General features: G+C 32.6%; 26 protein-coding genes. 24 read left to right on the plus strand and 2 right to left on the minus strand.

Features of this window, described 5'->3' with window-relative positions; translation table 11 throughout:
* The first annotated feature begins 237 nt into the window (after positions 1-237).
* Genes ftsE through BQ5450_RS08070 form a run of 4 tightly spaced genes read left to right on the plus strand, consistent with a single transcriptional unit; the run spans position 238 to position 4,220 of the window.
* A complete protein-coding gene (gene ftsE, locus BQ5450_RS08055; protein ID WP_010244448.1) occupies positions 238-936 on the plus strand; it encodes a cell division ATP-binding protein FtsE in 699 nt (232 codons plus the stop codon).
* Complete coding sequence (gene ftsX, locus BQ5450_RS08060; RefSeq protein ID WP_010244445.1) at positions 911-1,813, plus strand: permease-like cell division protein FtsX; 903 nt, start codon at positions 911-913, stop codon at positions 1,811-1,813. The genes ftsE and ftsX overlap by 26 nt, the downstream gene beginning before the upstream one ends.
* Positions 1,814-1,821: 8 nt before the next feature.
* Complete coding sequence (locus tag BQ5450_RS08065) at positions 1,822-3,054, plus strand: murein hydrolase activator EnvC family protein (protein ID WP_010244442.1); 1,233 nt, start codon at positions 1,822-1,824, stop codon at positions 3,052-3,054.
* Positions 3,054-4,220, plus strand: coding sequence for a S41 family peptidase (locus BQ5450_RS08070; RefSeq protein ID WP_071126514.1), 1,167 nt, complete (start codon positions 3,054-3,056; stop codon positions 4,218-4,220). The genes BQ5450_RS08065 and BQ5450_RS08070 overlap by 1 nt, the downstream gene beginning before the upstream one ends.
* 223 nt (positions 4,221-4,443) lie before the next feature.
* Here the strand turns inward: BQ5450_RS08070 and BQ5450_RS08075 are convergent, their stop codons facing one another.
* Together BQ5450_RS08075 and BQ5450_RS08080 are read right to left on the minus strand one after the other, a co-directional pair.
* Positions 4,444-5,439 carry an electron transfer flavoprotein subunit alpha/FixB family protein gene (locus BQ5450_RS08075; RefSeq protein ID WP_071126515.1) on the minus strand — a complete coding sequence of 332 codons (996 nt, stop codon included), beginning with the start codon at positions 5,437-5,439 and terminating at the stop codon, positions 4,444-4,446.
* A gap of 8 nt (positions 5,440-5,447) precedes the next feature.
* Positions 5,448-6,245 (minus strand): electron transfer flavoprotein subunit beta/FixA family protein, encoded by a 798-nt coding sequence (locus BQ5450_RS08080; RefSeq protein ID WP_071126516.1) that lies wholly within the window; start codon positions 6,243-6,245, stop codon positions 5,448-5,450.
* Between the two features lie 543 nt (positions 6,246-6,788).
* Between BQ5450_RS08080 and rpsJ the strand changes: the two genes are divergently transcribed.
* Genes rpsJ through rpmD form a run of 20 tightly spaced genes read left to right on the plus strand, consistent with a single transcriptional unit; the run spans position 6,789 to position 15,410 of the window.
* Entirely contained in the window at positions 6,789-7,106 is a 318-nt protein-coding gene (rpsJ, locus tag BQ5450_RS08085; RefSeq protein WP_010244428.1) for a 30S ribosomal protein S10, read from the plus strand.
* 58 nt (positions 7,107-7,164) lie between these two features.
* On the plus strand, positions 7,165-7,797 hold the full coding sequence (gene rplC / locus BQ5450_RS08090; RefSeq protein ID WP_010244425.1) for a 50S ribosomal protein L3: 633 nt from the start codon (positions 7,165-7,167) through the stop codon (positions 7,795-7,797).
* Between the two features lie 17 nt (positions 7,798-7,814).
* A complete protein-coding gene (gene rplD, locus BQ5450_RS08095) occupies positions 7,815-8,438 on the plus strand; it encodes a 50S ribosomal protein L4 (RefSeq protein ID WP_071126517.1) in 624 nt (207 codons plus the stop codon).
* Positions 8,438-8,725, plus strand: a complete 288-nt coding sequence (gene rplW / locus BQ5450_RS08100; RefSeq protein ID WP_010244419.1) for a 50S ribosomal protein L23 — start codon at positions 8,438-8,440, stop codon at positions 8,723-8,725. The genes rplD and rplW overlap by 1 nt, the downstream gene beginning before the upstream one ends.
* A gap of 17 nt (positions 8,726-8,742) precedes the next feature.
* Positions 8,743-9,573 (plus strand): 50S ribosomal protein L2, encoded by an 831-nt coding sequence (gene rplB, locus BQ5450_RS08105; RefSeq protein WP_010244417.1) that lies wholly within the window; start codon positions 8,743-8,745, stop codon positions 9,571-9,573.
* Positions 9,574-9,585: 12 nt separating this feature from the next.
* Entirely contained in the window at positions 9,586-9,870 is a 285-nt protein-coding gene (rpsS, locus tag BQ5450_RS08110) for a 30S ribosomal protein S19 (RefSeq protein ID WP_010244414.1), read from the plus strand.
* Positions 9,871-9,881: 11 nt separating this feature from the next.
* Entirely contained in the window at positions 9,882-10,217 is a 336-nt protein-coding gene (rplV, locus tag BQ5450_RS08115) for a 50S ribosomal protein L22 (protein WP_010244411.1), read from the plus strand.
* Between the two features lie 11 nt (positions 10,218-10,228).
* Complete coding sequence (gene rpsC, locus BQ5450_RS08120) at positions 10,229-10,975, plus strand: 30S ribosomal protein S3 (RefSeq protein WP_010244408.1); 747 nt, start codon at positions 10,229-10,231, stop codon at positions 10,973-10,975.
* A gap of 17 nt (positions 10,976-10,992) precedes the next feature.
* Positions 10,993-11,424 carry a 50S ribosomal protein L16 gene (gene rplP / locus BQ5450_RS08125; RefSeq protein ID WP_010244405.1) on the plus strand — a complete coding sequence of 144 codons (432 nt, stop codon included), beginning with the start codon at positions 10,993-10,995 and terminating at the stop codon, positions 11,422-11,424.
* Complete coding sequence (gene rpmC, locus BQ5450_RS08130; RefSeq protein WP_005957439.1) at positions 11,414-11,620, plus strand: 50S ribosomal protein L29; 207 nt, start codon at positions 11,414-11,416, stop codon at positions 11,618-11,620. Before rplP ends, rpmC begins: the two co-directional genes overlap by 11 nt.
* Positions 11,621-11,624: 4 nt before the next feature.
* Entirely contained in the window at positions 11,625-11,879 is a 255-nt protein-coding gene (gene rpsQ, locus BQ5450_RS08135; RefSeq protein ID WP_010244393.1) for a 30S ribosomal protein S17, read from the plus strand.
* Between the two features lie 23 nt (positions 11,880-11,902).
* Positions 11,903-12,271, plus strand: a complete 369-nt coding sequence (gene rplN, locus BQ5450_RS08140; protein ID WP_010244391.1) for a 50S ribosomal protein L14 — start codon at positions 11,903-11,905, stop codon at positions 12,269-12,271.
* A 14-nt stretch (positions 12,272-12,285) separates the two neighbouring features.
* On the plus strand, positions 12,286-12,594 hold the full coding sequence (rplX, locus tag BQ5450_RS08145) for a 50S ribosomal protein L24 (protein ID WP_010244387.1): 309 nt from the start codon (positions 12,286-12,288) through the stop codon (positions 12,592-12,594).
* Positions 12,595-12,605: 11 nt separating this feature from the next.
* Positions 12,606-13,151, plus strand: coding sequence for a 50S ribosomal protein L5 (gene rplE, locus BQ5450_RS08150; RefSeq protein WP_010244385.1), 546 nt, complete (start codon positions 12,606-12,608; stop codon positions 13,149-13,151).
* Positions 13,152-13,162: 11 nt separating this feature from the next.
* Positions 13,163-13,348 carry a type Z 30S ribosomal protein S14 gene (locus BQ5450_RS08155; protein ID WP_010244383.1) on the plus strand — a complete coding sequence of 62 codons (186 nt, stop codon included), beginning with the start codon at positions 13,163-13,165 and terminating at the stop codon, positions 13,346-13,348.
* Positions 13,349-13,377: 29 nt separating this feature from the next.
* Positions 13,378-13,773: a 30S ribosomal protein S8 gene (gene rpsH, locus BQ5450_RS08160; protein ID WP_026038582.1), complete on the plus strand. Its 396-nt coding sequence runs from the start codon at positions 13,378-13,380 to the stop codon at positions 13,771-13,773.
* 14 nt (positions 13,774-13,787) lie between these two features.
* A complete protein-coding gene (gene rplF / locus BQ5450_RS08165) occupies positions 13,788-14,324 on the plus strand; it encodes a 50S ribosomal protein L6 (protein ID WP_010244377.1) in 537 nt (178 codons plus the stop codon).
* Positions 14,325-14,339: 15 nt separating this feature from the next.
* Entirely contained in the window at positions 14,340-14,702 is a 363-nt protein-coding gene (rplR, locus tag BQ5450_RS08170; protein WP_010244374.1) for a 50S ribosomal protein L18, read from the plus strand.
* Between the two features lie 13 nt (positions 14,703-14,715).
* Positions 14,716-15,222 carry a 30S ribosomal protein S5 gene (gene rpsE, locus BQ5450_RS08175; protein ID WP_010244371.1) on the plus strand — a complete coding sequence of 169 codons (507 nt, stop codon included), beginning with the start codon at positions 14,716-14,718 and terminating at the stop codon, positions 15,220-15,222.
* Positions 15,223-15,233: 11 nt separating this feature from the next.
* Positions 15,234-15,410, plus strand: coding sequence for a 50S ribosomal protein L30 (gene rpmD, locus BQ5450_RS08180; protein ID WP_010244369.1), 177 nt, complete (start codon positions 15,234-15,236; stop codon positions 15,408-15,410).

Raw genomic sequence — 15,410 nt, forward strand, 5'->3', positions numbered from 1 at the left:
ATTCCTCCTACATTTACATAAATTACGTTTTTACTTCAAAATTATACACGATGTTATTAAAAATGTAAAATTTTTTTTTAAAGAAATTTAAAAAATTTCCCCAGATTTAAAAATATTAATGGCAAATTTAAATATATTAAGAATTATTATATATTTATGAGAAATTTAGTAAATAGACTATACATTTGTAACCACTTTGTAATATAATCTTATAGAGAATAAAGAAAGGTAGTATCTATGATAAAATTTGAAAATGTATTTAAGGAATACAACAATGGTGTTGCTGCACTTTCAAATATTAATATTGAAATACCTCGCGGTGATTTTGTTTTTTTAGTTGGGCCATCGGGCGCAGGCAAATCTACTATGATAAAACTCTTAATTAGAGAGGAAAAAGTAAATCGTGGCAAAATTTTTATTGGCGGCGATGAAATAACTAAAATCTCAAAATATATGATACCCAAACTTAGAAGAAATATTTCAGTTGTATTCCAAGACTACAGATTATTGGAGAAAAAGACAGTTTTTGAAAATGTTGCTTTTGCACTTGAAATTTTGGGAGCTTCAAAAAAAGAGATAAATAAAAATGTTGATTATGCTCTTGAGCTTGTAAATTTAAGTGAAAAGAAAAAAGACTATCCTTCAGAACTTTCTGGGGGAGAGTCACAAAGAGTTTCCATTGCTAGGGCGATTGTCAATAGGGCACCTTATCTTGTGTGCGATGAGCCCACTGGAAACTTAGATGAAAACACTGCATGGGATATAATGAAAGCTTTAAAAAATATAAATGATGATGGAAAGACTGTCATTATGGCAACGCACGCAGTAAATATTGTAAATAAATTTAATAAAAGAGTAGTCACTTTAAATAAAGGGAAAATCATATCAGACGTTAGGGAAGGGGGATATTATGAAAATAATAAGACAATTCTTTAATGTTTTGAAAGAGTCCTTTGCAAGCTTTTGGAGAAATAAAACAATGTCTTTTACTTCAGTGATTTCTATAGCGGCAATGTTAACTCTTTTTGGAATAGTTATGCTTATGATTTTAAATTTAAATGGCATAGTTTATCAGACAGGTGAGAAACTTGACAAGGTTGTATTTTTTTTGAAAGATGAGGCAGATTCCAAGGAGGTAAATGCTTTTATTTCTGAATTAAATAAAAATGACAAAGTAAAAAAAGTTTCCTATGTTTCAAGAGAAGAAGCACTTGAAGAATTCAAAAAAGGATTTGGAGAAAACTCAACTATATTAGAAAATATTCCTGGAGGGAATCCACTTCCTGCATCTATTACTGTTGAAATGGAAGAACTTTCATATGGAAAAGAAATTGAAGAGAAATATAAAGATATTGATATAGTTGAAGACCACAATTATTATTATGATTTTGTAACTCAAATGATGAAGGTGCAAAATGGAGTGAAATATGTTGGAACAGGTATTGTATTAGTTTTAGTTTTAGTTTCTGTTTTAATTATTCATAATACTATTAAAATAGCTGTTTCAAATAGAAGAAAAGAAATAAATATTATGAAATATGTGGGTGCGACAGATACTTATATAAGAGGGCCTTTTCTTATAAATGGAATCATTTTTGGAGTTTTGGGTGCAATGCTTGCGGGGTTTTTAAGTATGAAGCTTTATGAACTTTTATATGACAAGTTAAACCCTCAACTTTATGATATAACTAATTTGGATTTAATATCATGCTTGTCTATTCAAAGGGAATTGTATATAATATTTTTGTGTATCGGCGTTGGAATAGGCTTTTTTGGAAGTTTATTTTCAACTAAGAAATTTTTGGATGTGTAGGTGAAAAAATGGATAGTAAAAAAAAGATTCTTTCACTTTGTCTAGTAGCTCTTATGGCTATTCCAACTGGAGCTATTGCAAAGAGCTCTAAGAATCTGACTATTGAAAAGAATAAAAAACAACAAGAACAAAGACAAATAAATAAAAAGATAAATGAACAAAAAAATAATATTTCAAATACTGAAACAGAGAAAAAATCGGTTTCTAGTGAGATTGAAGATTTAGATGCAAAAATAGAAGTTGCATCTTCAAGAATTTCTTCTCTTGAAAATGAGATATCAAGTTTAAATAAGGATATTGAAGAAAATCAAAGGAAGTTGGAAGAAGCACAGGCAAATCTTTCTAAAAACACAGACATACTTAGAAAAAGACTTAGAGAAATGTACAAAAGAGGCAATGTCAATTATATTGAAGTTATATTAAATTCAAAAGACATTGAAGAATTACTTAGAAATAATGAAATTATTTCATCTATTGCCGAAGCTGATAGAGATTTAATTGAATATATAAAAGAACAAATTGACACGATAGAAGAAGCAGAACAAAGGCTTGAAATAGATAGGGCAAAGGTAACAGCAAATAAAGCAGCTGTTGAAAATGAAAGAGAAACTTATCAGTATGCTGTAGATGCGAAAAATGAATACATGAGAGTTTTGGAGTCAAATTTAGATTTGTACAGACAAGAATATGAAAAAGCTGAGTCAAATTGGAATAGCTTAGATTCTGAAATTTCAAGACTTCAAAAAGAAATAACTGAACAAAAGAAAAAAGAACAAGAGGCAGCAAGGCTTGCTCAACAAAGAAATGCAACTAGAGTAAATGTAGACATGTCAGTTTCTTCTGGGCCTAGAAATGGTCAAAAATATAGTTGGCCTGTGCCAGGACACTATTCTATTTCCTCACCTTATGGTTATAGAATTCATCCAATACTTGGTTATGCAAAATTCCATTCAGGTGTAGACATACCTGCACCAAGTGGAACTCCAATAGTTGCAGCTAAATCTGGAACAGTTATTATGTCAAAACTAATGAGTGGATATGGAAATGTTGTTATGATAGATCATGGTGATACTGTTACAGTTTACGCTCATTGTTCTGCAGTAAATGTTTCAGTAGGAGAAAGTGTAAAAGAAGGAGATGTCATATCTTTTGTAGGAACGACAGGACTTTCAACAGGACCTCACCTACATTTTGAAGTGAGAGTAAATGGTTCTACTGTAAATCCATTAGGTTATATTTGATGAAAAAAAATAAAATTTTAAAAATAGCAGCAGTTGTACTTTTAATTGTTACAACTGCTTTTATTACAAGAATGTATACTGTAAAAGAAATTTTGGGAAATAATAGAGATTTTGGAAAAGTAATACTCATGGAGGATTATTTAAAAGAAAATTATCTATATAATAAGGAGATAAAAGAAGAAAATTTAGAAACAGGAATTTTAAAAGGACTTGTTGCAGGTTTGGAAGATCCTTATTCCCAATATTTAACTAAAGATGAAATGAAAAAATTGCAAGAACAGACTACTGGTAAATTCCAAGGGATTGGAGTTATAATTTCTCCAGCAGAAGATGGCACTGTAACAGTAATTTCTCCAATAAAAGGTTCTCCAGCAGATGGAGCTGGGCTTGAGTCTGGTGATAAGATCTTGAAAATAAATGGAAAAGATTTTAATGCAGAAAAAATTGAAGAAGCATCAAAGGAAATGCGAGGAGAAGCCGGAAGCACAGTTGATCTTCTTGTTTTAAAAAAGAAGAGTCTTAAGACAGAAGAAGTTTCAATAAAAAGAGATGAAATAAAAATTGATTCTGTAATCAAAAATAAAATTGGAGATATAGGATACATTGGAATAACAATGTTTGATGAGGATACTGGCAAGGACTTTGTAAAAGTTTTAGACGAGCTTACAAAAGAAAATGTCAAGGGAATTATTTTAGATATGAGGGGTAATCCTGGCGGAGTTGTGGACTCAGCAGTTGAAATTGGAGATGCAATTCTTCCAAAAGGAACTTTTGTAACTTTGAAAAACAATAAAAACGAAATAATCGACGAGTATAAATTAGATGAAAATTATAATAATATAAAAATGGTTGTACTTGTCAACGAAGGATCAGCATCTGCATCAGAAATTTTAGCAGGAGCAATAAGTGATCTTCATCGTGCAAAAATTGTGGGAAAGACAACTTATGGAAAGGGAGTAGTCCAAAATGTAATAGGGCTTCCTGATGGAGATGGACTTAAACTCACTATATCAGAATATTTTACACCAAGTGGAAAATCTATAAATAAAAAAGGTGTAAAACCTGATGTTGAAGTAGAATTGCCGGAAGATATAAAAGGTATTGGCGTGGACTATAAGGACACAGATACTCAACTAAAAAAAGCAATTGAGATGATTGAAAAATAATAAAGAAGTTAGAAGTTTAATGTAATGTGTAAATAAAACTAGTGATGTAAATATTTAAATTTTCTTTATGGATGTTAACCTATAAAATTAGGTGGCATCCATTTTATTTGGCTCTTAAAAATGAATTAAAATAAAAATTTAAAATTAAAAAGAGACTTTATATAAAGCCTCTTAAATAATTTGATCATAGATTAAATTTTAAACTATAATGCAAATTTATAAATCATTTTCTTTTTTTAATTTCTTCTATTAAAAGAGGAACAATATCAAAAAGATCTCCAACTATTTTATAATTAGAAATTTTAAAGATTTCAGCATTAGGATCATTATTTATTGCAATTATGACCTTAGAATTTTCCATGCCCTTTGTGTGTTGAATTGCACCAGAAATACCAAGAGCGATGTAAACATCAGGTTTTACATTTATCCCTGTAACACCTACTTGAAGATTCTTGTCGCACCAGCCAAGGTCACATACAACTTTTGTTGCACCCACAGCTCCTCCAAGTTCATTTGCGAGCTCTTCTACTAAGTGCCAATTTTCTGGGTCACCAAGACCTTTACCACCAGCTACAACAACTTTTGAATTTAATAATTTTTCTATTAGAGGGTTTATGTCAGATTTTTTAAAATCAACAAATTTTGTTTTAATATCCTCTTCTGTCAATTGAGAATCCTCTTTTATAATTTCAAATTTATTGTCTTCATTTCTATTTGCAGCAACAAAAGATCCCTTGCCAATTGTAGCAATCATAGTTTCTGAAGTTATTCTAACATCGCAGAACAATTTTCCATCGAAAGTGGGTCTTATCCATTTTATATCTTTTTTATCATCTGTAAGTTCTACCTTTGAGCAGTCAGCAACTAGACCAATTCCTCTTTTTGCACAGATTCTACCTGCTAAATCACGTCTATTATATGTTGCAGGTATCATAATAATAGAAGGATCGTACTTGTCCATAAGATTATCAAAAACTTTTACATAGCCAAGAGTATTATAATGCTTTAAAAGTTTGTCATTAACTTGAATTACTTTATCTGCCCCATAATAACCTATTTCTTTAACAATTTCATCATTTTCATAACCAAGTTCTATAACTACAAGCTCTTTTTCTAGAGCATCAGCCAATTCTCTTCCTTTAGACATAATTTCTGTTGAAATAGGTGAAAGTGTATTGTCTAAAGCTTCATTTAATATCCATATATTTCCATTTTTCATAATATCACCTACACTAATGCTTTATTTTCTTTAAGAATTTCAATTATCTTTTCAACATTTTTTTCAGCAGAGCCTTCATTAATCTCTATACCCTTTTCCATTGAATGAGGAGCCTCAACATTTTTAACAATTGTTTTAGAACCTTTTTGTCCAACCTTATCCAAATCTAGGCCAAGACTTTTACAAGTCAAGTCGTGGATTTCCTTTTCTTTAGCAATTTCTTCGCGTCCAAGAGCAAACTTAGAAGGCTTATTTACAGAATCCTTTAAAGAAGTAACTAAAAATGGAGTATTTAATCTAACAGTTTCAACTCCAGCGCCGTAATTTCTTTTAACTTCATATTCGCCATCTGCATATTTAATATCGGAAACATAAGTAACTTGATTCATTTTTAAATTTTCAGCAATTTGTGGGCCAACTTGTCCAGTGTCGCCATCCATTGTTTGATCACCTGTAAAAACAATATCAAAGTCAGCTATGCTTTTTGCAGCCTCAGCAAGAGCATAGGATGTTGCCAAAGTATCAGAACCTTTAAATTCAATACCTTCTAAAAGATATGCTTCATCAGCACCCATTTGGATACAATCACGTAAAAAAGTTTCTGCACTAGGTGGTCCCATAGTTAAAACAGAAATTTCAACGTCTTCTTCAACTTGTTTTTTGATATTTAACGCAAATTTAAGACCACATAAATCAGACGGATTTATAATTGTTTTAATACCTTCACGAATAAGGTTGTTAGTTTTTGGATCTATTTTTGCATTGCTAGTATCTGGAATAGTTTTAATGCAAACTAAAATTTTCATACTTCCTCCTTAAAAAATTAATTATACTTATATATTTATCATACCCTAAAAAAAATAAAGTATTTAAAAAAGTTAAAAGGAAATCAAAAAATTAATTTTAAACCTTTTAATTTGTTTGTAAGAGATATTTTTCTAAGTTGTTACATATATAATTTAACAAACTGTAATAATATGTATTAATAAAAGTATCTAAGAAAATTAGAAATTTTATTTTTAAATAAGATGAGAAAAAATTAAACAAAAAATTAATTAAGCAAAAATTTTATTGAAAAGTAAAAAATCATAAAAAAATTGGCTAGATTGTCTTTACAATTGATGTTTTTTATTGTATAATGCTTAAGCGTTTAAAAAAGAATGTTGCGATGAAGTCATAAGTTGCTTGAAATTTTGTTGAAAAAAAGAGGTTTCAAGGTAATTATGATAGAGAAGTTCAAGCTGGACTTGGGCGAGGGTTATTTTTTTCAGACGGGTCTTTTGATACACTAGGCTCCGTTTATCGATAGCCCCATTCGCAAGTAAGGCTTTAGCGAATAGGAGGTAAATATGTCTAACAAAGGCAAACAAAAAATTAGAATTAAACTTAAAGCTTACGATCATGAATTACTTGATAATTCAGCACTAAGAATTGTAGAAGCTGCTAAGAAGAGCGGTGCAGAAGTTTCTGGTCCAATTCCTCTTCCAACAGAAAAGGAAATTATTACAATTATAAGAGCTGTACACAAATACAAGGATTCAAGAGAACAATTTGAGCAAAGAACTCACAAAAGACTAATTGATATTTTAAATCCTACACAAAAAACTGTAGATTCACTTATGAAATTAAATCTACCAGCTGGTGTGGATATAGAAATTAAACTTTAAAACTTTGCTTTATATGACTTTTATTTAAAAGTCCGCTGTAAATATTAGGAGGTGCAACATGAAATATTTAGTAGGTAAAAAAATTGGCATGACCCAAATTTTTGATGAAGAGGGTACTGTCACTCCTGTCTCAGTTATTGAAGTAGAACCAAATGTTGTTGTGCAAAAGAAAACTATTGAAAGTGATGGATATAATGCCATCCAAGTTGCAACACAAGAAGTTAAAGAAAAGAAACTTAACAAACCACAAAAGGGACATCTTGATAAAGCAGGAGTAGGTTATAAAAAACATCTTTCAGAATTTAGAACTAATGATGTTGATTCTTATAATCTTGGAGATGAAATAAAGGTAGATATCTTTGAAGTTGCAGAACATGTTGATGTTGTAGGAACTTCAAAGGGTAAAGGAACTGCTGGGGTTATTAAACGTCATAATTTTGGACGTGGTAGAGAAACTCACGGTTCTAAATTCCACAGAATGCCAGGTGGTATGGGTGCTGCTTCTTATCCAGGAAAAGTATTCAAAAACCATAGAATGGCTGGGAAAATGGGTAATGAAAGAGTTACAGTTCAAAACCTTGAAATTGTTAGAATAGATACAGATAAAAATTTAATTTTAGTAAAGGGTGCAATTCCAGGACCTAAGAAGGGAACTGTTAGAATTAAAAGCACTGTAAAACTAACTAAATAAGATAGGGAGGTAAAGAAATGCCTAAAATTCAAATGATTGACATTAAGGGAAATCCTGTTGAAGAAGTCGAACTAAGTGAAGGGCTATTTGATGCTCCTGTAAGCACTCATGCTGTTTATTTAGTTGTTAAAAATATTTTGGCAAACCAAAGACAAGGCACTCACTCTGCGAAGACACGTGCTGAAGTTCGTGGAGGCGGAAGAAAACCTTGGAGACAAAAGGGAACTGGTCGTGCAAGACAAGGTTCTATTAGATCACCTCAATGGAGAGGTGGTGGAGTTGTTTTTGCTAAAAAACCAAGAGATTATTCTTATACAACTCCAAAGAAAACTAGAAGAGTTGCTCTTAAGTCAGTTCTTACAAGCAAATTCCAAGATGGTGAAATGATTCTTGTTGACAAATTTGAAATGAAAGAAGCTAAGACAAAGATTTTTGCAAATATTTTAAAAGATATTAATGCACAAGGAAAGACTCTTGTAGTTTTAAATGATGATGAAAGGGATGTGCAAAGGGCAGCGAGAAACATCGCTGGCGTAAAGACATCAAGAGCTACTGATATAAATGTATATGATTTATTAAAATATGATAATCTAGTTATCAGCAAATCTGCACTTGATGTAGTTGAGGAGGTTTTTAACTGATGAATAGATATGACATTATCAAAAGACCTTTAATTACTGAACAAAGTATGGATATGATGGCAGACAATAAATACTCTTTTGTAGTTGAAAAAGATGCCACAAAACCTGAAATCAGAAAAGCTGTTGAAGAAGTCTTCGGCGTTAAGGTTGAAAAAGTATATACTATGAATATGCGTGGTAAATTAAAAAGACAAGGAGTTCATCAAGGAAGACGCCCTTCATGGAAAAAGGCAATAGTAAAGCTTACTGATGACTCAGAACCGATAGAATTTTTTGATTCTATCTGATAGTAGGAGGTATTAAAATGGCGATAAAAGGATTTAAACCTACAACTCCTGCCCGTAGAAAGATGACTGTTGCTACTTTCGAAGAGATTACTAAAAAATCACCTGAAAAATCTCTTTTAGTTAGCATGAGCAAAACTGCCGGTAGAAACTCACAAGGTAGAATTACTAGTAGACATAGAGGCGGCGGAGTTAAAAGAAAATATAGAATTATAGATTTAAAGAGAGATAAAGACAATATTCCAGCAAAAGTTACAGCTATTGAGTATGATCCATTTAGAACTGCTTACATTGCACTTTTATCCTATGCAGATGGTGAAAAAAGATACATTATTCAACCAAATGGGTTAAAAGTAGGAGATGTAGTTGAATCTGGTTCTGATGCAGATATAAAAGTTGGAAATGCTTTAATGCTTGCAGACATTCCTGTAGGTACTACTGTTCACAATGTTGAAATGACTCCAGGACGTGGAGGACAAATTGCAAGATCTGCTGGATCATCAGCACAGCTTATGGCTAAAGAAGGAAAGTATGCTCAACTTAGACTTCCTTCAGGTGAATTTAGATTAATCAATCAAAGATGCAAAGCAACTATTGGACAAGTTGGAAATATTTCTCACGAACTTATCACTTTAGGTAAGGCAGGTAAGAGCAGATATCTTGGAAATAGACCTCATGTTAGAGGATCTGCAATGAACCCTGTTGATCACCCTCATGGTGGTGGGGAAGGTAGAACTCCAGTAGGTAGACCTTCACCAATGACTCCTTGGGGCAAGAAAGCTCTAGGACTTAAGACTAGAAAGAAATCTAAAAAATCTGATATGTATATAGTAAGAAGAAGAACTAAGTAATCGGAGGGTATAATGAGTAGATCAATAAAAAAAGGACCATTTGCTGATGAACACCTTCTAAAGAAGGTTGACGAGTTAAACGAAAAGAACGAAAAGAAAGTAATAAAAACTTGGTCTCGTCGCTCAACTATTTTCCCTGAATTTGTTTCACATACAATTGCTGTTCATGACGGCAGAAAACATGTGCCAGTATATATAACTGAAGACATGGTAGGACATAAATTAGGTGAATTTGTTCCAACAAGAACATATAGAGGCCACGGTGCTAAGAGCGAAAAGAGCACAACACTTAAATAAGGAGGGTTATAATGCAAGCACAAGCAATTGCAAAATATGTAAGAATTTCACCTCTTAAGGTGAATTATATTTGCGCAGAAATACGCGGTAAAAGCGTTGATGAGGCCCTCTCTATTTTAAAGTTTACTAACAAGAGAGGAGCTCATGAACTCTATAAGGTATTAAACTCAGCAGTAGCAAATGCTGAAAACAACCTTAATTTGGACAGAGATGATCTTTATGTGAAAAAGGCATACGCTAATGATGGACCTACAATGAAAAGATTTCATCCTAAGGCTAAAGGTATGGCTTATCCAATCCTTAAAAGATCAAGTCACATTGGCGTTGTAGTAGCAGAAAGAGAGTGAGGAGGTAGAGAATGGGTCAAAAAGTAAACCCACATGGACTTCGTGTTGGAGTAATCAAAGATTGGGATTCAAAATGGTATGCAGATAAAAAGAACTTTTCCGATCTTTTAGTTGAAGACAACAATATTAGAAAATATGTTAAGAAGAAACTTTATGCTGCAGGAATTTCTAAAATTGAAATTGAAAGAGCTGCTAATAGAGTTAAGATTTCACTATACACAGCTAAACCAGGTATGGTAATTGGACGTGGCGGTGCTGGCGTTGAAGAACTTAGAAATGAAATTGAAAAACTTACAGGAAAATCTGTTGTTATAAATGTTGAAGAAATTAAAAATCAAGACTTAGATGCACAAATTGTTGCTGAAGGTATAGCAGAAGCTCTTGAAAGAAGAGTTGCTTTTAGACGTGCAATGAAACAAGCTATTCAAAGAACAATGCGTCAAGGAGCTCTTGGTATTAAGACTTCTGTGTCAGGACGTCTTGGTGGGGCTGATATGGCTAGAACAGAAGGCTACTCTGAAGGAACTATTCCTCTTCAAACATTAAGAGCTGATATAGATTATGGTTTTGCAGAAGCTGATACTACTTATGGTAAAATAGGTGTAAAAGTATGGCTTTATAAAGGTGAAGTTCTTCCGGAATTAAAAGAAGATTTTAGAAGAAAACCTAGAGATAATAGAAACCGTAAAAGACGCGATAACAGAAATAATAATTTCAATAGAAATAATAGAAAAGACAATAAGAATAAAGAGTCTTAAAGAAGGGAGGAATAGTCATGTTGATGCCTAAGAGAGTAAAGTATCGTAAAGTTCACAGAGGCAGAATGAAGGGCAAGGCTATGCGTGGTAATGAGCTTGCATATGGAGAATATGGCATAAAAGCTTTAGAACCTTGTTGGATAACTTCAAATCAAATAGAAGCAGCACGTCGTGCAATGACAAGATATATTCGTAGAGGTGGAAATATCTGGATTAAGATTTTCCCTGACAAACCTGTTACTGAAAAACCTGCTGAAACTCGTATGGGTTCAGGTAAAGGTGCTCCAGAATATTGGGTTGCAGTTGTAAAACCAGGAAGAGTTTTATTTGAAATGGGCGGTGTTTCAGAAGAAGTGGCAAGAGAGGCTATGAGACTTGCGTCTATGAAACTTCCTGTTAGAACAAAATTCGTAATGAAAGATAAGGATGGTGACTCAAATGAAGGCTAATGAAATTCGCAAAATGTCTAGCGAAGATTTAAATAATAAAGTTAATGAACTTAAAAATGAACTTTTTAATTTGAGATTCAGATTGGCAACTGGCCAACTTGACAATCCATCAAGCATTAAAAATGTTAAAAGAGATATAGCGAGAGTAAAAACGATCATTAGAGAACGTGAACTTGAAGTTGGAAAGGAGGCTTAATCTCATGGAAAGAAATTCAAGAAAGACTTTAACTGGTATTGTAGTAAGCGATAAAATGGATAAAACTATTGTTGTTCAAACTGAGACTTTAAAAACTCATCCAGTTTATAAAAAGAGATTTAAGAAGACTACTAAATTCAAGGCTCATGATGAAAACAACGAATGTGGTATAGGTGATCGCGTAAGACTTATGGAAACTAGACCACTAAGCAAAGATAAAAGATGGAGACTTGTAGAAATTATTGAAAAAGCTCAATAATTTTAACTTGAAAGGAGAAAAACATGATTCAACAAGAAACAAGATTGCGTGTTGCTGACAATTCAGGTGCAAGAGAACTATCTGTAGTTAAAGTCCTTGGTGGAACTAATAGAAAAACAGCTAATATCGGGGATATTGTAGTGTGTTCCGTAAAACATGCAACACCCGGTGGCGTTGTCAAAAAAGGCGCTGTTGTAAAGGCAGTTATAGTTAGAACAAACAAGGGTATCAGCAGAAAAGATGGATCTTATATAAGATTTGACGACAATGCTGCTGTTGTAATTAAAGATGATAGAAGCCCTGTTGGCACTCGTATTTTTGGACCTGTAACTAGAGAACTTAGAGCTGGAAACTTTATGAAAATTATTTCTCTAGCTCCGGAAGTACTATAATTTGGAGGTGTAATATGAAAATTAAAAAAGATGACATCGTAAAAGTTATAGCCGGAAAAGATAAAGGCAAAACTGGTAAAGTCCTAAGAACAATTCCTAAGAAAGATTTAGTTGTTGTTGAAAAGGTAAATGTTGTTACTAAACATGTAAAACCAAGAGGACCACAAAATCCAGGTGGAATAGAAAAAATGGAAGCACCAATTCATGTATCAAATGTAATGTATTTTGATAGTTCAGCTGGAAAAGCTTCAAGAATTGGATATAGATTTGAAGACGGAAAAAAAGTTAGATTTGTAAAATCTAGCAATAAGACAATTAAGTAGGGGGTAAGGTAATGACTTCAAGATTACAAGAGAAATATAAAACAGAAGTTGTGGGCCACCTAATGGAACATTTCAATTATAATAATGTTATGGAAGTACCAAAGCTTGAAAAGATTACTATTAACATTGGTCTTGGCGAAGCTAAAGATAATCATAAGGCACTTGAATCAGCAGTTGAAGAACTTACAACTATTGCTGGACAAAAAGCAGTTGTAACTAAAGCTAGAAAATCAATTGCAAATTTCAAACTTCGTGAAGGTCAAAATGTTGGTGTAAAGGTTACTTTAAGAGGACAAAGAATGTATGAATTCTTAGATAAATTAATGAATGTTGCTCTTCCAAGAGTAAGAGACTTTAGAGGTGTTAAACCTACTGCATTTGATGGTAGAGGAAATTATGCACTTGGTATCAAAGAACAACTTATTTTCCCTGAAATAGAATACGATAAAGTCGATGCTATTAGAGGAATGGACATCAATATAGTAACTACTGCCAAAACTGATGAAGAAGCTAAAGTATTCCTCGAAAAGATGGGAATGCCTTTTGCAAAGGCTTAAGGAGGTACATTGTGGCTAAAAAATCAATGATTGCAAAACAAAAGAGAAAACAAAAGTATTCTTCTCGTGAATATACAAGATGTAAAATATGTGGAAGACCACATGGTGTTTTACAAAAATATGGAATATGTAGAATATGCTTTAGAGAACTTGCTTACAAGGGAGAAATTCCTGGTGTAAGAAAAGCTAGCTGGTAAAAGCCTTAGATGAAAGGAGGCAAACTGATATGATGACAGACCCAATTGCAGATATGCTATCAAGAATTAGAAATGCAAATAATGCAAGACATAAATCTGTTGATATTCCTTGCTCAAACATCAAGAAAGAAATAGCTCAAATTTTATTAGATGAAGGTTACATTAATGGATTTGATGTTGTTGAAGATGATAAACAAGGTATTATCAAAGTTGATCTTAAATATTCAGAAGACGGAGAGAAAGTTATCTCTGGACTTAAGAGAATATCTAAACCGGGACTTAGAGTTTATGTTAAGTGCGAAGATGTTCCAAAAGTTCTTGGAGGACTTGGAATAGCAATTATCTCTACATCTAAGGGAATAATTACAGATAAAATGGCAAGAAAAGAAAAAGTTGGCGGAGAGGTAATCTGCTACGTTTGGTAATTTGGAGGTGAAAAATGTCAAGAATTGGTAAAAAACCTATTGAAATCCCAAAGGGCGTTGACATTAAAGTTGATGGTCAAACAGTTACTGTTAAGGGACCAAAGGGTGAACTAACACAATCTTTTGATAAAGATTTAAAAATAGAATTAAATGACGGAGTTCTCACTGTAGAAAGACCAAATGAAATAAAAAGAATAAAGGCACTTCACGGTTTAACTAGAACTCTAATTTATAATATGATAATTGGCGTTACAGAAGGTTATTCAAAATCACTTGAAATAATCGGTACTGGATATAGAGCAGCTAAAAAGGGAAAGGTTCTTTCTCTTAATTTAGGATTTTCACATCCTCTTGAACTTGAAGATCCAGAAGGAATTGAAGTTGAAGTTCCTTCAGCTAATTCCATTATTGTAAAGGGAAATGATAAGCAAAAGGTTGGAGCTTATGCAGCTTACATCAGAAGCTTTAGAGAACCTGAACCTTATAAAGGTAAAGGAATTAGATATACTGACGAATATGTAAGACGTAAAGTTGGTAAGACAGGTAAGTAAGAGAGGAGAATTTAAGTGTTAAAAAAGATTAATAAAAATGAAAACAGAAAAAAAAGACACGCTAGACATAGAAATAATATCTCCGGTAATTCTATAAAACCTAGACTTTCAGTTTACAGATCATCACAACATATCTATGCTCAAATTATTGATGATGAAGCAGGCAATACTTTAACAAGTGCGTCAACTCTTGATAAGTCATTAAATTTAGAAAATACTGGAAATATTGATGCGGCAAAAGCTGTTGGAGAGTCTATTGCTAATAAAGCAAAAGAAAAAGGCATCAAAGAAGTTGTTTTTGACAGAAGTGGTTATGTGTACCATGGAAAAGTCAAAGCACTTGCAGAAGCAGCTAGAGAAGCCGGTCTAAAATTCTAAGAAGGAGGAAGTAATGGAGCGTTCATTAATAAATGCGGCAGAACTTGATCTTGAAGAAAGAGTTGTATCTATAAATAGAGTTGCTAAAGTAGTTAAGGGTGGTAGAAATTTTAGATTCTCTGCTCTAGTTGTTGTTGGCGACAGAAATGGACATGTTGGTGTAGGTACAGGTAAAGCTCTAGAAGTTCCTGAAGCAATAAGAAAAGCAACACAAGATGCTAGAAAGCATATTATAAAAGTAAACCTATTAAACACTTCTATTCCTCATCAAGTAACTGGAATTTATGGTGCAGGTAGAGTTTTCTTAAAACCAGCAAGAGAAGGTACAGGGGTTATTGCAGGTGGAGCAGTTCGTGCTGTTTGTGAGCTTGCAGGTATAACTGATATTCGTACAAAAAATATTGGAACTAACAATCCGAGAAATATTGTTAATGCAACTATGGAAGGTTTAAAACAATTAAAAACAGTTGAATCAGTTGCAAAACTTAGAAATAAATCAGTGGATGAAATTTTAGGATAGGAGGAAATTAGATGAGTACAATAAAAATTAAACTTGTAAAAAGTCCTATCGGCAAAATACCTAAACACAGAAAGACAATAAAGGCTCTTGGCCTTAAAAAGATTAACCAAGTTGTTGAAAAAAATGATACACCTCAAATTAGAGGTATGTTAAAACAAGTCGATTATATGATCGAAGTAGAAGAATAA

The sequence above is a fragment of the Peptoniphilus lacydonensis genome (assembly GCF_900106515.1).
In the GTDB taxonomy this organism is placed as follows: Bacteria; Bacillota; Clostridia; order Tissierellales; family Peptoniphilaceae; genus Peptoniphilus_A; species Peptoniphilus_A lacydonensis.

Coding starts and splice junctions, on each gene's coding strand:
- ftsE (WP_010244448.1), top strand. CDS start 238: ATGATAAAATTTGAAAATGTATTTAAGGAATACAACAATGGTGTTGCT.
- ftsX (WP_010244445.1), top strand. CDS start 911: ATGAAAATAATAAGACAATTCTTTAATGTTTTGAAAGAGTCCTTTGCA.
- BQ5450_RS08065 (WP_010244442.1), top strand. CDS start 1,822: ATGGATAGTAAAAAAAAGATTCTTTCACTTTGTCTAGTAGCTCTTATG.
- BQ5450_RS08070 (WP_071126514.1), top strand. CDS start 3,054: ATGAAAAAAAATAAAATTTTAAAAATAGCAGCAGTTGTACTTTTAATT.
- BQ5450_RS08075 (WP_071126515.1), bottom strand. CDS start 5,439: ATGAAAAATGGAAATATATGGATATTAAATGAAGCTTTAGACAATACA.
- BQ5450_RS08080 (WP_071126516.1), bottom strand. CDS start 6,245: ATGAAAATTTTAGTTTGCATTAAAACTATTCCAGATACTAGCAATGCA.
- rpsJ (WP_010244428.1), top strand. CDS start 6,789: ATGTCTAACAAAGGCAAACAAAAAATTAGAATTAAACTTAAAGCTTAC.
- rplC (WP_010244425.1), top strand. CDS start 7,165: ATGAAATATTTAGTAGGTAAAAAAATTGGCATGACCCAAATTTTTGAT.
- rplD (WP_071126517.1), top strand. CDS start 7,815: ATGCCTAAAATTCAAATGATTGACATTAAGGGAAATCCTGTTGAAGAA.
- rplW (WP_010244419.1), top strand. CDS start 8,438: ATGAATAGATATGACATTATCAAAAGACCTTTAATTACTGAACAAAGT.
- rplB (WP_010244417.1), top strand. CDS start 8,743: ATGGCGATAAAAGGATTTAAACCTACAACTCCTGCCCGTAGAAAGATG.
- rpsS (WP_010244414.1), top strand. CDS start 9,586: ATGAGTAGATCAATAAAAAAAGGACCATTTGCTGATGAACACCTTCTA.
- rplV (WP_010244411.1), top strand. CDS start 9,882: ATGCAAGCACAAGCAATTGCAAAATATGTAAGAATTTCACCTCTTAAG.
- rpsC (WP_010244408.1), top strand. CDS start 10,229: ATGGGTCAAAAAGTAAACCCACATGGACTTCGTGTTGGAGTAATCAAA.
- rplP (WP_010244405.1), top strand. CDS start 10,993: ATGTTGATGCCTAAGAGAGTAAAGTATCGTAAAGTTCACAGAGGCAGA.
- rpmC (WP_005957439.1), top strand. CDS start 11,414: ATGAAGGCTAATGAAATTCGCAAAATGTCTAGCGAAGATTTAAATAAT.
- rpsQ (WP_010244393.1), top strand. CDS start 11,625: ATGGAAAGAAATTCAAGAAAGACTTTAACTGGTATTGTAGTAAGCGAT.
- rplN (WP_010244391.1), top strand. CDS start 11,903: ATGATTCAACAAGAAACAAGATTGCGTGTTGCTGACAATTCAGGTGCA.
- rplX (WP_010244387.1), top strand. CDS start 12,286: ATGAAAATTAAAAAAGATGACATCGTAAAAGTTATAGCCGGAAAAGAT.
- rplE (WP_010244385.1), top strand. CDS start 12,606: ATGACTTCAAGATTACAAGAGAAATATAAAACAGAAGTTGTGGGCCAC.
- rpsH (WP_026038582.1), top strand. CDS start 13,378: ATGATGACAGACCCAATTGCAGATATGCTATCAAGAATTAGAAATGCA.
- rplF (WP_010244377.1), top strand. CDS start 13,788: ATGTCAAGAATTGGTAAAAAACCTATTGAAATCCCAAAGGGCGTTGAC.
- rpsE (WP_010244371.1), top strand. CDS start 14,716: ATGGAGCGTTCATTAATAAATGCGGCAGAACTTGATCTTGAAGAAAGA.
- rpmD (WP_010244369.1), top strand. CDS start 15,234: ATGAGTACAATAAAAATTAAACTTGTAAAAAGTCCTATCGGCAAAATA.